The sequence below is a fragment of the Bradyrhizobium sp. WD16 genome, from assembly GCF_024181725.1.
Lineage (GTDB): Bacteria > Pseudomonadota > Alphaproteobacteria > Rhizobiales > Xanthobacteraceae > Bradyrhizobium_A.
In genome coordinates this window covers 4,059,161-4,072,512 of record NZ_CP028908.1, presented here as the reverse complement: position 1 = coordinate 4,072,512, position 13,352 = coordinate 4,059,161, and the positions used below count along the sequence as shown (strand labels likewise).

The following is a 13,352-nucleotide window of genomic DNA, read 5'->3' as shown; positions in this document are numbered from 1 at the left end:
CATGATTGTCGCCCAGCGTCAATCAGCCCTTGCCAAGCCGACCATCCGCGACAATGATCACAGCATCCGGCTCCAATCTTCTCATCCAGATTGACGCCCAGTTCTCATCCAGATCGTCGCGCTATAGCTGGCTCGCATTGGCGGTGGGCACCTATCACGGCTCCGTGCACAACGGCCTGCTCCAACCGCCGGCCGCGCGCTGGTCCGAAGCTACCGCACAGACTGGCGTGCCAACCGTCATCACCCGCGCCACGGCGTTCCTGGTCGATTTTCTGCCCATCCTCCGCCGCACGCTGACCCGCACCGGCTTCGTCATCGACCACATCCACTACTACGCCGATGCGCTCAAGCCGTGGATAGCTCGGCGCGACCGCCTGCCTGCGTTCCTGATCCGGCGCGACCCACGCGACATCAGCCGCATTTGGGTGCTGGAGCCGGAGGGGCAGCACTATCTGGAAATTCCATACCGTACCTTGTCGCACCCGGCTGTCACCCTCTGGGAACAACGACAGGCGCTGGCGAAATTGCGGCAGCAAGGGCGCGAACAGGTGGATGAGTCGGCGCTGTTCCGCATGATCGGGCAGATGCGCGAAATCGTGACCACTGCGCAGAAAGCCACGCGCAAGGCGCGGCGCGATGCGGATCGACGCCAGCATCTCAAGTCAACGGCACAACCTGTCAAAACCACGCCACCAGCGGACACGGACATGGCAGACCCGCAGGCGGACAACCAGCCATCTGCCAAACCGTTCGACCAGATTGAGGAGTGGTAGCCGTGGACGAATATCCCATCATCGACCTGTCCCACCTGCTGCCGGCGGCCCAGGGCTTGGCCCGTCTCCCGGCGGACGAGCGCATCCATCGCCTTCGCGCCGACCGCTGGATCGGCTATCCGCGAGCAGTCGAGGCGCTGAACCGGCTGGAAGCCCTGTATACGTGGCCAAACAAACAACGCATGCCCAACCTGCTGTTGGTCGGTCCAACCAACAACGGCAAGTCGATGATCGTCGAGAAGTTCCGCCGCGCCCACCCGGCCAGCTCTGACGCCGACCAGGAACACATCCCGGTATTGGTCGTGCAGATGCCGTCCGAGCCGGTGATTCGCTTCTACGTCGCGCTGCTCGCTGCGATGGGAACACCATTGCGACCGCGCCCACGGCTGCCGGAAATAGAGCAACTGGCGCTGACACTGCTGCGTAAGCTCGGTGTGCGTTTGCTGGTGATCGACGAGTTACACAACGTCCTGGCCGGCAACAGCGTCAACCGCCGGGAATTCCTCAACCTGCTGCGCTTCCTCGGCAACGAATTGTGCATCCCGCTGGTCGGTGTGGGCACACGCGACGCCTACCTGGCCATCCGCTCGGATGACCAGTTGGAAAACCGCTTCGAGCCGATGCTGCTGCCGGTGTGGGAGGCCAACGACGATTGCTGCTCGCTGCTGGCCAGCTTCGCGGCTTCGCTCCCGCTGCGGCGACCCTCGTCGATTGCCACGCTGGACATGGCCCGCTACCTGCTCACGCGCAGCGAGGGCACCATCGGAGAGTTGGTGCACCTGTCGATGGCAGCGGCCGTCGCCGCCGTGGAGAGCGGTGAGGAAGCGATCAACCACCGCACGCTCAGCATGGCCGATTACACCGGCCCCAGCGAGCGGCGGCGGCAATTCGAGCGAGAACTGATGTGAAGCCAGCGCCACGCTGGCCGCTGCATCCTGCTCCCTGGGAAGGCGAAGCCCTGTCTTCGTGGCTTAACCGCGTAGCCCTTTGCTATCAAATGGAGGTGTCGGACCTGCTGGAGCACGATCTTGGTCACGGCCAGGGTGATGACCTGGACACCGCGCCACCACTGGCGCTGCTGGCGATGCTCTCCCAGCGGAGCGGTATCGAGCTGGATCGGCTGCGCTGCATGAGTTTCGCCGGCTGGGTGCCTTGGCTACTGGACAGCCTTGATGATCAGATTCCAGCCGCATTGGAAACCTATGCGTTCCAGCTCTCGGTACTGCTGCCGAGACTCCGCCGTAAGACGCGATCCATCACGTGCTGGCGTGCCTGGCTGCCCAGCCAGCCAATACACCGCGCCTGTCCGCTCTGCCTGAACGATCCGGAGAACCAAGCCGTACTGCTCGCGTGGAAGCTGCCCCTGATGCTGAGCTGCCCACTGCATGGCTGCTGGCTGGAATCCTATTGGGGCGTGCCAGGGCGGTTTCTCGGCTGGGAGAACGCCGACGTCGAACCGCGCACTGCCAGCGACGCGATTGCGGCGATGGACCAGCGTACCTGGCAGGCACTGACGACCGGCCACGTGGAGTTGCCGCGCCGACGCATCCACGCCGGATTGTGGTTTCGGCTGCTACGCACGCTGCTCGATGAGCTGAACACTCCTCTTTCGACGTGCGGAAGCTACGCAGGTTATCTCCGCCAGGTCTGGGAAGGCTGCGGGCATCCACTGCGTGCAGGGCAAAGTCTGTGGCGACCGTATGAAACCCTGAACCCGGCAGTGCAGTTGCAGATGCTGGAGGCGGCCGCAACGGCAATCCACTTGATCGAGTCGAGGGATATCAGTCCACCAGGAGAGCATGCAAAGCTATTCTGGTTCGAGCCCCAAACCGGGTTCAGCAGTGGCCTGCCAGCGAAAGCGCCGAAGCCCGAACTCGTCGATCACTGGCAGCGAGCAGTCCAGGTCATCGATGAGGCGATCATTGAAGCGCGGCACAACCCCGAGACGGCACGCTCGTTGTTCGCGTTGGCTTCCTATGGCCGGCGCGACCCCGCTTCTCTGGAACAGTTGCGCACCATCTTCGCGAAGGAAGGCATCCCCCCGGAATTTCTGTCACATTACGAGCCTGACGGACCCTTTGCGTGCCTTGGGTGTCTAAAGCGGACGGTTCCCAGACAACGGACTTGCAACGTGATGCACTGGTTGCCGGCGGCGTCGATCCGGCGCATTTGTATGAAGACCATGCATCCGGCAAGCGCGAGGACCGACCTGGCCTGGCTGCTTGCATTAAGGCTCTGCGACCGGGAGATACGCTGGTTGTGTGGAAACTTGACCGGCTTGGGCGCGATTTGCGCCATCTGATCAACACTGTCCACGACCTGACTGGGCGAGGTATCGGCCTGAAGGTGCTAACCGGTCACGGTGCCGCCATCGATACCACGACCGCTGCTGGTAAGTTGGTCTTCGGCATCTTCGCTGCGCTTGCCGAATTCGAGCGTGAACTAATCTCGGAGCGCACGATAGCGGGATTGGCGTCGGCACGAACACGGGGAAGGAACGGCGGTCGGCCGTTCAAGATGACTGCCGCGAAACTGCGCTTGGCCATGGCGGCAATGGGGCAGCCAGAGACCGTGGTCAGCAAGCTGTGTGAGGAACTCAGTGTCACCCGACAGACCTTGTACCGGCACGTATCGCCAAAAGGCGAAATGCGTCCAGATGGCGTGAAGTTACTTTCACGAGGCTGATCTTAACCGGGAGGCGAATGGTCCACCGGTCAAGTATGGCTGTTGGATCGCCAAAGACGGCAGTCGGCCATGAGCTGTCCTTCGTGTGCATAACCCTGAAGCGGACATACACCTTGAGAAAAATGCGACGTGGGTGGCCCCTTTTTAACTGCTGCTCTCTCAGGGAAACCAGGCGCGAACACGCCGGGCATCGGCCCGGATATCCGTTTCAATTGCGCTCCCCGGTGCTGGACTGTTGCATTTGCTGAAATTGCCGCTCACCTGCTTGACGCAGTTGGCCGCCCAATTTGTATCCGCCACCGATGAACCATGGTTGACCCAACTGGTCAGTGCGGTGTCGTAACTCATCACGCGACCCGAATCGTCCCACTCCATTCGCCTGAAGTGGGCGTGACACTGGGCGAGGTCGGTGTCCGGTACCCTCCGCATATACCGGATGGCTTCGCCATCGACATATTGAATCGCGTATTGCAAATCATCCGAAAAACAATCCTCACGCTTCTGAGTCGCTGCGATATCGACGGACTCGATACGATGACCGTCGACCACCGCCGATCTGAGCGACGCACGATAGAGCTTGGTGCCGACGAACTCTTGGGGCGTCGACGACCAGGTCACCTCCTTGCCGGGATACTGGTAGGGCTGGCGATAAAACGCGAACCGATGCTTGGGCATGAATGTGTAGCTCCCCCGCTCATCCTGCCCCCAGAACATGTCGCTATCGACTGATCCGTGGGAGATTAGGCGGAACTGAACGCCCTTGGTCTTCAGGCTGCCTGCCAGGATGAAACTACCGCCATCAAGTACCACCGGGGCGTGATCCGTGCCATCCTTGCTGTCCACAAAAAAACCGACCTCAGGGCGTTCGAGGGAATCGTAGGGATTCTTGGCCAATGTCAGGCTGACATGGGCCAGGCGAAAGCGTCGAATGCCGACATAACCGGGGAGACGAAAGCTCAGGCTTGTTCCGTCGCGGCGAATCTCCTCCCCCGATAAACTGACCGTTTCCTGATCATCACTCAGGCAGGGCAAACTCAAAAACCCGCAGCGCGACCACGAGGCCGTGACACCTGGCACGCTGAGCAGTGGCGCGTAACCGGCGCTGACCTGCCAACCCGGATCGGCCAGTAAGGCATCGCGTTGTGCCACGGTCAGATTGCCAGCCACATGGTAGAGATCGACCACCACCTCGATATCGGCCAAGGCAGAACGGGCCAGACAGAAAAAGCCCAGCCATAACGAGCACAGCACAACCAACCAGCGTGGCCGGGATCGGTATAGCGGAAAAAACGGTTCGAGCATTCATGGGGCAGCAGAAAAGGCATGGTCGGTGAGACGCGCCTTGGCCAGACTGGCCGTTTTTTGGCCTACACTGAAGTTTCGTACTCGATATCGCTTCAGGATACCTCATCATTCCATCGGAGCAGCGCAAATAGCCGAGCAGGCCGGTGAATTCGAACGTCCCTGATCGTCCGCTTTCCATATTCGACTACTTCTGCTCAGGGCACCGAGCTGCCCGTCGCAAGCATCCGATTTGCAGGCCAGCATGGACCGCTTTCGTGGTTTAAGTGCAATTACCTTTTGACATTCTGTGCAGTCAACTTCTGAAAACGACAACGTAAAGAAGGCGGCAAGACGGTGAACACTCGTCAGAATGCTTCGGCCGACCTTGTCCGAATGGAACCCAGGCACCACGCAAGTTCTTGAAACATTGGAGCGGGTGAAGGGAATCGAACCCTCGTATTCAGCTTGGAAGGCTGCTGCTCTACCATTGAGCTACACCCGCGCGCGGCCGAGATATGCAACGGATCGGCGCGATTGGCAACCGCGCCGGTGGTGCGGAATACCGACCGAGCGGAAGCGCGGAGTTTGGTTTCGGGCTCCGGCGGAACCGGTGACAACCAGCGGAATTCGGACCGTGCTATGGTGTTGATATCAGATCGAGCCGTCGTCCGGGAGCAATTGCCATGATGCGCGCGTTCGCCCTCACTGCCGTCCTCGCCGCCAGCTCTGCCGTCATCACGCCGGCCACGGCCGCGCCACCGATCACCTGGTGCGCCCGAACATCGGTCAATGGCTGGGCCGACGACTGCATGTATTACACCTATGGCCAGTGCCGCGCAGCGATCAGCGGGTTGCGCGGCGAATGCGTGCGCAATCCCTTCGCCTATTATGGCGAGGCGCCGCGCCGCTACCGCCGGCCGCATCGCCATTACTACCCTTACTAGTGTCCTGTTTCCAACGTTCGTATCCCATTGCAGCAGGCGCTCATACGAACGCTGGAAACAAGGGGACACTAGCATCATTATGATTCTAGTGTGGTTTTGGATCTGACGCTCGTATCAGCATTGCAGCGAATTCGACGTACGCGCATCAGATCAAAAACCGCAATAGAACCATGACTTTACTGGTGTCCCTTTGGTTCTAACGTTCGTATGAGTGCTCGCGGCAAAGGGGCACGAACGTTAGATCAGGAACACTAGTGTCCCGTCTCCGAATTACCGCTCCATTTGCCTCACCCACGCACGGTAATTCGGAGACATCGGGACACTAGCAAAATCAAAAAGCTAGTGTGGCTCATGTCTCGCAATTGCCTACGAGAGACTGGCCGCAAAGGCGGTAGGCAATTGCGAGACGCCACACTAGCATCCCCCTTGCGGCGGCACGCTGGTCCGCTTCGCCCAGAAATACTGGGCGTCGCCGGCGAGATGGGCGGCGACGGCATCGATCGCCTCGACCACCGCATGCAGCACATCGTAATTGGGCCCGCCCGGCCGGCCGCCGAACCTGACGGCAAGGCGCCGTGCGGCGCCGAGCTCCGCCAGCAGCTCCTCCCGCTCAACCTCAGGCAAGGATGACACATGCTGGGACCGGCGGGACATGGCGGGGCTCCGTGCTTGATCTAATCGGCAAACCGATAAGAACAAAAAGAGAACAATATGCCAAGCCGGCTTTGGTCGAAGGCCGACGGGAAAACGAGGAAAAGAGGAGGACCATGAAAAAACGCCCGGAACCGTGCGGCCCGGGCGTTTCGAAATGGATGGTGGGGGAGGCAGGACTCGAACCTGCGAAGTCGTAAGACGGCTGATTTACAGTCAGCTCCCTTTGCCGCTCGGGACACTCCCCCGCTCGCACCGGCGCCGCCGTTTGCGCCCAAAACGGGGCGCGAAACCGGCCAGCGCTGACGGTCGAAAACGGACCCCGGCCAGATCGTCCGCAGGGTCCGCGGGTCGGCGCGTTTATGGGGGATCGGGCGCGGTAAAGTCAACCAACCGAAGCATTTAATTCGCAGACTTGTCGCATCCGCGCCCCCACCCCTCCACCGGCAAATTGCCAAGCTTTTGCAAGCGTGAGACAAGCCGGCATGAGCGAACACGACTCCCGGCCGCGCCCGCGGCCCCACACCCGCGGCCAGTCGGGCCGCCCCGGCCGGCCGGACCGGCGGGCCCGCGAGAACCGCCTTGAGGCTCCGGTTATTCTTTACGGCTGGCACACGGTGACCGCGGCCCTCGCCAATCCGAAGCGGGTCATCCGCCGCCTGTTGCTGACCGAGAATGCCGCCCGCCGGCTCGCGGAAGAGAAGATCCTCCCCCCCGTGACGCCGGAACTGGTGCGCCCTGCCGCCATCGACCAGCGCCTCGGCCCGGATGCGGTCCACCAGGGCCTCTATGCCGAGGCCGATCCCCTGCCCTCGCCGGCCCTCGATACGCTCGATCGTCGCGGCATCGTCTTGGTGCTCGACCAGATCACCGATCCGCATAACGTCGGCGCCATCATGCGCTCGGCTGCGGCTTTCGGCGTCAGCGCCATCATCACCACGGCACGGCACAGTCCCGAGGCCACCGGCGTGCTAGCGAAATCCGCCTCCGGCGCGCTTGAACTCGTGCCCTTCATCACCGTGCAGAACCTCGCCCGCACCCTCACCGAGCTCAACGAGCACGGCTTCATGACCGTGGGCCTCGACAGCGCCGGCGCCGACAATCTTGCCGCGGTCAAGCTCGAGGCGCCGCTCGCACTGGTGCTCGGCGCCGAGGGCAAGGGCCTGCGCCAGCTGACGCGAGAGACCTGCCGGCTGGTGGCACGTCTCGATATGCCGGGCGCAATCAAGAGCCTCAACGTCTCGAACGCCGCGGTGCTGGCGCTCTATATCGGTGCATCACGGCTCGGGCTGATGAGCTGATCGCCTCAGCGGCTTTGCGCCACGCTGGAACGGAAAACGACAATGCCGATCGCGATGCGGCGGGCGTTTTTCCTCTCGACCGCCTGGGTCGGCTGATCGATCAGTCGTGCGAGTGATGCGGCAGGCGGCGCGGCGCATAGCCGTAGCGCACCGCGCGATGGGTGCGGTCGCCGTAGCGCAAACTGCTGTGGCGGTAGCGGTAGATCCCCGGGCCGTAGCCCTGCACGCGTGGCGCGTAGCGGTAGACCATCGGTCCCCGGACCGCCGGCATGCCGTCATAGTAATGCGTCATGGCGTCGCCATAGGGCCCGCCATTATAGCCGTAATAGAAGCCGCGCTCGTAATTGGGCCAGCCCGAGACCGCGCGCTCCTGATAGGTCGGCACCGGAGCGAACGCCGCCGGACCGGAATAATAAGGTCCCTGGTTGACGTAGTAATAGCGCGGCCCCTGCGGGTCCGGCACGCGATCCCACGCCCACGGCCCGGCAGGCGCAACTGCATAGCCGGTCAAAAGGCCGCCGGAGCACGGACTGACGTCCCAGCCGCAGGCCACGGCCGGTGCCACACCGGCTGTCGTCAGCACCGCCGCGGCGGCGATCCCCGTCATCCATTTACGCATTACGCTCTCTCCTGTGCGCATCGTTCCTCTTGGTTCAACTTACGCTGACCTTGGCTCGCGATCACGCGGCCCGCGCTCCGTGCAGCGGGAAAACCGGCACTACGGACGGGACGGCACCGGGCCGGGCCCGATATTGGGCGCCAGGATGACCGGTGGCGCATCCACCGGCGGCGAGAACTGGGCCGGCGGCGACTGGGTGCCCCAGGACTGTTGATAGGTCTCGGCAGGCCGCGGCCGGCGGGGTTGGTCGACCTCGAGGCGGCCGTAGCCGGGCAGACGTCCGGCGGTCGGATAGTAATGGCCGACCTCCTTGCCGACGTAGACGTCCCAACCGCCGATCACCGTCGGCTGGACATGGATGCGATTAGCCAGACCATAGTCACCCTCGACCACGGCCCAGGAGGCATCCCGGCCATTGATGATCACCGGCACTCCGGCCCGGCCGGGAACGGCGATGACAGGGCTGGTGTCGGCAGCGGCCGACACGCTGGTTCCAATCAAGATGGCGGCGGCGAACGCGATGCGCATGGCGCGGCTCCGTAAACTCGCGACTATTTTAGGACAGGCCGCGCCCGCACGGGTTAAGAGCCGCACTCGATCTGTCGGTAAGGCTAACGTCGTCGTTACGCCGGAACCAACATGGTGAAGAAGACGTAACGCGGAGCCCGCGATGACACCGTCGCGCTATGACGAGGTCCACCCCATGCCGCCCAGCCGCGGCGGGAACCCGGACGGAACCGACGGTTGTACTCGCATCCACTTTCTAGGCGTCCGCGAATCGGTTAGCTTCAAAACTAGGCATGGGGGGCTTGGCGACTTCGGATGGATCGGCCATGGGTATTGGGCTTCCCCCGCCTCACAAGGCACATCTGGAATTGGAGCGACCGCCAGTACTGCGTGAGCGGTCGGACGTGCAATCACTTCTCGCTGAAAATGCCCGGCTGAGAGAGCTCGTCGTGCGACTCTCCGACATCATTCTCCGGAACATGATAGAGCGACAGTAGAGGCCAGGGCGGCAGGCCGCCGGCATTCTCGCCGGCGACGTAGCCGGCGCGGCTGGGAAAATCGGCGCCAACTACAGCTAAGCCATTGATTTCGCTGGTGCCGGCTGAGGGGATTGAACCCCCGACCTTCGGTTTACAAAACCGCTGCTCTACCGCTGAGCTAAGCCGGCGCCCAGCCGGCACAGCTAGCAGCGGCTGGGAAAACCGTCAATTCGGCGTCGGAGCGGAACCAGAGGGGTGCCGAGGACTCGTGCCCCGCTTGCGCTGGTACCTTTGTTTCCGAAGTTCGTGAGTCGGTTGTCGCATCTTCCGGGACACTAGTGTTGTTTCCAACGTTCGTATGAGCGCCTGCTGCAATGGGATACGAACGTTGGAAACAGGACGCTAGAGCTGCAGGCAGCGCAGCAGCAAGCATGCATTCACTGCGCAGGCCGACAGCAGCCCCAGCGCCAAGGTCGCTTGCAGTACGGTCTCGTCGTAAGTCGATCTGAGAATCGCATAGACCATGGTTAAAGTCTGACTCCGGCCCTGCGCCGGAGTCTTGTGGATTCTTTCTCCTCGATCCCCTTGCCGAACTGACCGAACGGAGTCCAAGCGCGCCGATTCCCCCTTCGGCATCGTCGCGACGATCGTCGTTGCGCACCAAAAACTGGAAGGCCCCGGACGAGCCGGGGCCAGGCGAATGAATACCACAGAGAAACTGTCGGCGAAAAAAGTGGAACGATCGCATCGCCTTCAGGCCGCCGGAACACGTCCCTCCTCCACCGCCTCGGTGATGAGGACACCGGCGTCGGTGACGCCCGCAGCGGCGCGTCGCACGATGCGCTCGGCCATCTTGGCCTTGGTGGCCGGCGTGCGGTTCTCCTCGGATATGCGCTTGACGGCTTCGTCGAGCACGGCTCTCAGCGTCGACACGAACTCCGCATCGAATTCGTTATAAGCCAGTCGAGTCATGCACACCTCCATCAAGTAAATGGTGGCGCTTCAGTGCACGATGAACGTGACCAATGTGAGTCCGGCGAGTTACATCGTCGTGACCATTCGTCACGTATGCTCGAAGGATTGCAATTCGACGTGATCCACGCGACGCGAAGACACATCGAACAATCAACGCGACGCGACTTCGCCGCATTGCTGCGGAGCAGTAGTCGAAATATTTCCGCAAGGTCTGCTGCATGCAGCTTGCGAGCCGCCCCATTCGCCGCAAATGTGATCGCATCGCGGCGAAGTCGTCATCGCCGATTCACGAACAAACTTGGCCCGGAACTAGTGTCCTGTCTCCGAATTACCGCTCCATTTGCCTCATGCTCGCACGGTCATTCGGAGACATAAGGACACTAGAAAAATCAAAGCGCTAGTGTGGCTTATGTCTCGCAATTGCCTACAGGGGCTTGCCGCGAAGGGCATAGGCAATTGCGAGACGCCGCACTAGTGTCCCTTTGGTTCTAACGTTCGTACGAGCGCTCGCTGCAAAGTGATACGAACGTTAGAACCGGGACACTAGCCGGATCCCGCCAACAGGACTTTGCAATGAACGCTCCTCGCATGATGACCGGTTTTCCCCCACCGGCCCAGCACCTCGTGACGCTCGCCAACTGGCGCACTTATCCTTCCACCACCTGGAGCTATCGCAACGTCCGTCGCCTGGTGCCGAGCGCCACCATCGCCGCCTCCGAACATGCTTCTCCGCTCAAACTCGACCTGCATGACCTCGGCGCTATCGCGATCAAGCGAAGCGAGGGCAAGGTCACCACTCTCGATGGCGTGCTGCACGCGAGCAGTACCGATGCGCTGGTGGTGCTGCGGCGCGGACGCCTCGTCCACGAGTGGTACGGCAACGGCATGGACGCGACCCAGCAGCACATCATCTTCTCCGTGAGCAAGTCGATGTGCGGCGCCCTCGGCGGCATTCTCGCCGACCGTGGCCTGATCGATCCCGACCGGCCGGTGGCCGAGACCCTGCCCGAGCTGAAATCCTCGGCCTATGCCACCTGCACGGTCCGCCACCTGCTCGACATGACCGTCGGCATTTCCTTCACCGAGGACTACGAGGATCCAGATGGCGACGTGATCCGCTACCGCCGTGCCGTCGGCTGGGACCCGCTGCTGCCCGGCCAGACGCCGATCGACCTCCGCAGTTTTCTGGCCCAGCAGCGCCCCGACGGAACACCCCACGGCCAGACATTCCATTATGTCTCGACCAACACTGACGTCCTTGGCTGGCTTTACGAACGCGCCAGCGATCGTCCTCTCGCCGAACTGATCAGCGAAGAACTCTGGCAGCCGCTCGGCGCCGAAACCGACGCCTATATCACTGTCGATGCCCACGGCGCGATGCGAGCGGCCGGCGGCATCTGCGTTGCACCGCGCGACCTCGCCCGCTTCGGCGAGATGATGCGCCGACGTGGCATCGCAGAGGGCCGCCAGGTGGTGCCAGGCTGGTGGATCGACGACATCGCCGGCAACGGCAGCCGCGAGGCCTGGGCGCGAGGCGAATTCGCCCCGCTGTTTCCCAAGGCACATTACCGTAGCAAATGGTACGCCATCGATCCGGAACGGGGCGTGCTCGCGGCCCTCGGCATCCACGGCCAGTGGATCTATATCGACCCGCCGAGCGAAACGGTGATGATCCGCCTCGGCTCGGACCACACCCCGCTGGATCCCGAGGCGGTGAAGCTGTGGATCGATACCTTCGCTGCGATCGCCCGGGCACGATTCTGACGCGAAGCGACACCCGCGGGGCTGCCGCGCGCGACGAGCCAGCCCGGCGGGCATCTCGACGGCTGATATCTCGCAACTGCCTGCAGGGGCCTGCCGCAAAGGGCATAGGCAATTGCGAAACGCCGCGCTAATTCATCGCCACGATGCCGGCGTTGAGCGTCGTCGCATAGGCGACCCAGCCGAGATAGGGCATGAGCAGCCAGGCCGCGCCGCGATCGACCCGGCCGCTGGTCACGATAGTACCGATGATCACCACAACCAGAGCGATAATGATCCCGAGTGCAATCAGCGTATCGTGCAGCACGAAGAACACCGGCGACCAGACCGCATTGAGCGCGAGTTGAGTGAAGAAAAAAATGAGCGCCTCTCGCCGCGCCGGCGACGGTATCGTGCGGTCCCACAGCCGCCACAGCGACACCGCCATCAGCATGTAGAGAAAGCTCCAGACCGGCGCAAACATCGCGCGCGGCGGCGTCCACGCCGGCTTGGCGAGGCTCGCATACCAGGTCGGGATCTCCGGCATTGTGGCCAGGCCGGCCGTCACGCCGATGCCCAGGCATAGCGCCAGACACAAGGCCAGGCGCCCGATCGATTTCAACATGTCGGTATCAGCATGTGGGGCTGGTCCGGAAAAATGCTTCAATGAACGACCCCGAGTGCAAATTATTTGGCTGGACGGGCAACAAACCGCGACCGGCCCGTGAGGTTCCGGCCCGGCGCAAACAGAATCAGCCCCTGGACGATGCCCCGGAATCGCATCCGCCGTATGCTCACCAGCGGAATGCGGCGGATTTGCAACCTGGACTCGTCGTGCGCTATCGCGTCAGCTTTTCCAATTCCGGAAACGGCATATAGGCGACGCTGCCGCACAGCTCCTTCGCCCTCGGGATCAAACGATCGAGCCGGCCGTCGAGGAACAGCGCCGCACGATCCTCGCTGCCGTCGTAGCGATCGCCTTCGTCAGTCGCCGTATAACGCAGGCAGGCGACGTAGCGCGTCCGCCCGCCGATGTTGCGCTGAACCGGCTCGGCGATCACGGCATTACGGATACCACGCGGATTGTTGAGGTAGGTGCGCATGAAGGCGAGAAGATCGGCGCGGTAATTGGCGGGAAACGGCTGCACCGCCAGAGAGCTGTCCGTCATGTAGGACGTGGCCTCGTCGCCTCCCCCCATGCCGGCGCAGCCGACCAGCATCAGCATCCCCGCTCCAGCCAGGATCGTCCGCCCCATCCGCATCCGTCGCCCACGCCTTTCCTGTGCCGCCTCGACCCATCTGTCTCGCACCATGGTTTTTAGGCAAGTCGCGGCGCGAGCGGAAGACCCGAGACACCACGCAAAAAGCCCCGGCGGGCAGCCGGGGCTCTTCGT

At 62.5% G+C, this 13,352-nt stretch carries 13 protein-coding genes, 3 tRNA genes and 2 pseudogenes; 7 read left to right on the top strand and 11 right to left on the bottom strand.

Annotation, left to right across the window (positions count from 1 at the left end; all coding sequences use genetic code 11):
* Positions 1-128: 128 nt before the first annotated feature.
* The 4 genes and pseudogenes from DB459_RS18865 to DB459_RS18850 all read left to right on the top strand — a co-directional run.
* A pseudogene (locus tag DB459_RS18865) lies at positions 129-773 on the top strand (Mu transposase C-terminal domain-containing protein); the annotation flags it as partial.
* A 2-nt stretch (positions 774-775) separates the two neighbouring features.
* Positions 776-1,681: a TniB family NTP-binding protein gene (locus DB459_RS18860; RefSeq protein WP_253706788.1), complete on the top strand. Its 906-nt coding sequence runs from the start codon at positions 776-778 to the stop codon at positions 1,679-1,681.
* Positions 1,678-2,862, top strand: a pseudogene (locus DB459_RS18855) (TniQ family protein); the annotation flags it as partial. The gene DB459_RS18860 and the pseudogene DB459_RS18855, both read left to right, overlap by 4 nt.
* A complete protein-coding gene (locus tag DB459_RS18850; RefSeq protein ID WP_253706787.1) occupies positions 2,856-3,458 on the top strand; it encodes a recombinase family protein in 603 nt (200 codons plus the stop codon). The pseudogene DB459_RS18855 and the gene DB459_RS18850, both read left to right, overlap by 7 nt.
* A 159-nt stretch (positions 3,459-3,617) precedes the next feature.
* On the opposite strand, the gene DB459_RS18845 is transcribed toward DB459_RS18850, so the two are convergent.
* Together DB459_RS18845 and DB459_RS18840 are read right to left on the bottom strand one after the other, a co-directional pair.
* Positions 3,618-4,760, bottom strand: coding sequence for a hypothetical protein (locus DB459_RS18845; protein ID WP_253706786.1), 1,143 nt, complete (start codon positions 4,758-4,760; stop codon positions 3,618-3,620).
* A gap of 410 nt (positions 4,761-5,170) precedes the next feature.
* Positions 5,171-5,244 (bottom strand) — tRNA-Gly (locus DB459_RS18840).
* Between the two features lie 181 nt (positions 5,245-5,425).
* On the opposite strand from DB459_RS18840, the gene DB459_RS18835 reads away from it, so the two are divergent.
* A complete protein-coding gene (locus DB459_RS18835; protein ID WP_253706785.1) occupies positions 5,426-5,686 on the top strand; it encodes a DUF3551 domain-containing protein in 261 nt (86 codons plus the stop codon).
* 414 nt (positions 5,687-6,100) lie between these two features.
* Here DB459_RS18835 and DB459_RS18830 read toward each other — a convergent pair whose 3' ends face one another.
* Positions 6,101-6,340 (bottom strand): hypothetical protein, encoded by a 240-nt coding sequence (locus DB459_RS18830; RefSeq protein ID WP_253706784.1) that lies wholly within the window; start codon positions 6,338-6,340, stop codon positions 6,101-6,103.
* A gap of 159 nt (positions 6,341-6,499) precedes the next feature.
* Positions 6,500-6,585, bottom strand: a tRNA-Tyr gene (locus DB459_RS18825).
* Between the two features lie 237 nt (positions 6,586-6,822).
* Between DB459_RS18825 and rlmB the strand changes: the two genes are divergently transcribed.
* A complete protein-coding gene (rlmB, locus tag DB459_RS18820) occupies positions 6,823-7,638 on the top strand; it encodes a 23S rRNA (guanosine(2251)-2'-O)-methyltransferase RlmB (protein ID WP_253706783.1) in 816 nt (271 codons plus the stop codon).
* Positions 7,639-7,738: 100 nt separating this feature from the next.
* On the opposite strand, the gene DB459_RS18815 is transcribed toward rlmB, so the two are convergent.
* From DB459_RS18815 to DB459_RS18800, 5 genes are all read right to left on the bottom strand, one after another.
* Positions 7,739-8,257 (bottom strand): hypothetical protein, encoded by a 519-nt coding sequence (locus DB459_RS18815; protein WP_253706782.1) that lies wholly within the window; start codon positions 8,255-8,257, stop codon positions 7,739-7,741.
* Between the two features lie 99 nt (positions 8,258-8,356).
* Positions 8,357-8,785 carry a hypothetical protein gene (locus DB459_RS18810; RefSeq protein ID WP_253706781.1) on the bottom strand — a complete coding sequence of 143 codons (429 nt, stop codon included), beginning with the start codon at positions 8,783-8,785 and terminating at the stop codon, positions 8,357-8,359.
* Positions 8,786-9,356: 571 nt separating this feature from the next.
* Positions 9,357-9,431 (bottom strand) — tRNA-Thr (locus DB459_RS18805).
* Between the two features lie 214 nt (positions 9,432-9,645).
* Positions 9,646-9,768: a hypothetical protein gene (locus DB459_RS27390; RefSeq protein WP_256519210.1), complete on the bottom strand. Its 123-nt coding sequence runs from the start codon at positions 9,766-9,768 to the stop codon at positions 9,646-9,648.
* A 228-nt stretch (positions 9,769-9,996) separates the two neighbouring features.
* Entirely contained in the window at positions 9,997-10,215 is a 219-nt protein-coding gene (locus DB459_RS18800) for a hypothetical protein (protein ID WP_253706780.1), read from the bottom strand.
* Positions 10,216-10,791: 576 nt separating this feature from the next.
* On the opposite strand from DB459_RS18800, the gene DB459_RS18795 reads away from it, so the two are divergent.
* Positions 10,792-11,982 (top strand): serine hydrolase, encoded by a 1,191-nt coding sequence (locus DB459_RS18795; protein ID WP_253706779.1) that lies wholly within the window; start codon positions 10,792-10,794, stop codon positions 11,980-11,982.
* Between the two features lie 127 nt (positions 11,983-12,109).
* Here DB459_RS18795 and DB459_RS18790 read toward each other — a convergent pair whose 3' ends face one another.
* Both DB459_RS18790 and DB459_RS18785 read right to left on the bottom strand, forming a co-directional pair.
* Positions 12,110-12,583, bottom strand: a complete 474-nt coding sequence (locus DB459_RS18790) for a TspO/MBR family protein (RefSeq protein ID WP_253706778.1) — start codon at positions 12,581-12,583, stop codon at positions 12,110-12,112.
* 214 nt (positions 12,584-12,797) lie between these two features.
* The gene (locus tag DB459_RS18785; protein WP_253706777.1) at positions 12,798-13,214 is read right to left on the bottom strand and encodes a hypothetical protein; all 417 of its coding nucleotides are present in this window, start codon (positions 13,212-13,214) and stop codon (positions 12,798-12,800) included.
* Positions 13,215-13,352: the final 138 nt, after the last annotated feature.

Bases quoted from the DNA above. Each gene is read 5' to 3' on its own strand.
- DB459_RS18815 (WP_253706782.1), bottom strand. From the start codon at position 8,257: ATGCGTAAATGGATGACGGGGATCGCCGCCGCGGCGGTGCTGACGACA.
- DB459_RS18845 (WP_253706786.1), bottom strand. From the start codon at position 4,760: ATGCTCGAACCGTTTTTTCCGCTATACCGATCCCGGCCACGCTGGTTG.
- DB459_RS18835 (WP_253706785.1), top strand. From the start codon at position 5,426: ATGATGCGCGCGTTCGCCCTCACTGCCGTCCTCGCCGCCAGCTCTGCC.
- DB459_RS18830 (WP_253706784.1), bottom strand. From the start codon at position 6,340: ATGTCCCGCCGGTCCCAGCATGTGTCATCCTTGCCTGAGGTTGAGCGG.
- DB459_RS27390 (WP_256519210.1), bottom strand. From the start codon at position 9,768: ATGGTCTATGCGATTCTCAGATCGACTTACGACGAGACCGTACTGCAA.
- DB459_RS18790 (WP_253706778.1), bottom strand. From the start codon at position 12,583: ATGTTGAAATCGATCGGGCGCCTGGCCTTGTGTCTGGCGCTATGCCTG.
- rlmB (WP_253706783.1), top strand. From the start codon at position 6,823: ATGAGCGAACACGACTCCCGGCCGCGCCCGCGGCCCCACACCCGCGGC.
- DB459_RS18810 (WP_253706781.1), bottom strand. From the start codon at position 8,785: ATGCGCATCGCGTTCGCCGCCGCCATCTTGATTGGAACCAGCGTGTCG.
- DB459_RS18800 (WP_253706780.1), bottom strand. From the start codon at position 10,215: ATGACTCGACTGGCTTATAACGAATTCGATGCGGAGTTCGTGTCGACG.
- DB459_RS18785 (WP_253706777.1), bottom strand. From the start codon at position 13,214: ATGGGGCGGACGATCCTGGCTGGAGCGGGGATGCTGATGCTGGTCGGC.
- DB459_RS18795 (WP_253706779.1), top strand. From the start codon at position 10,792: ATGAACGCTCCTCGCATGATGACCGGTTTTCCCCCACCGGCCCAGCAC.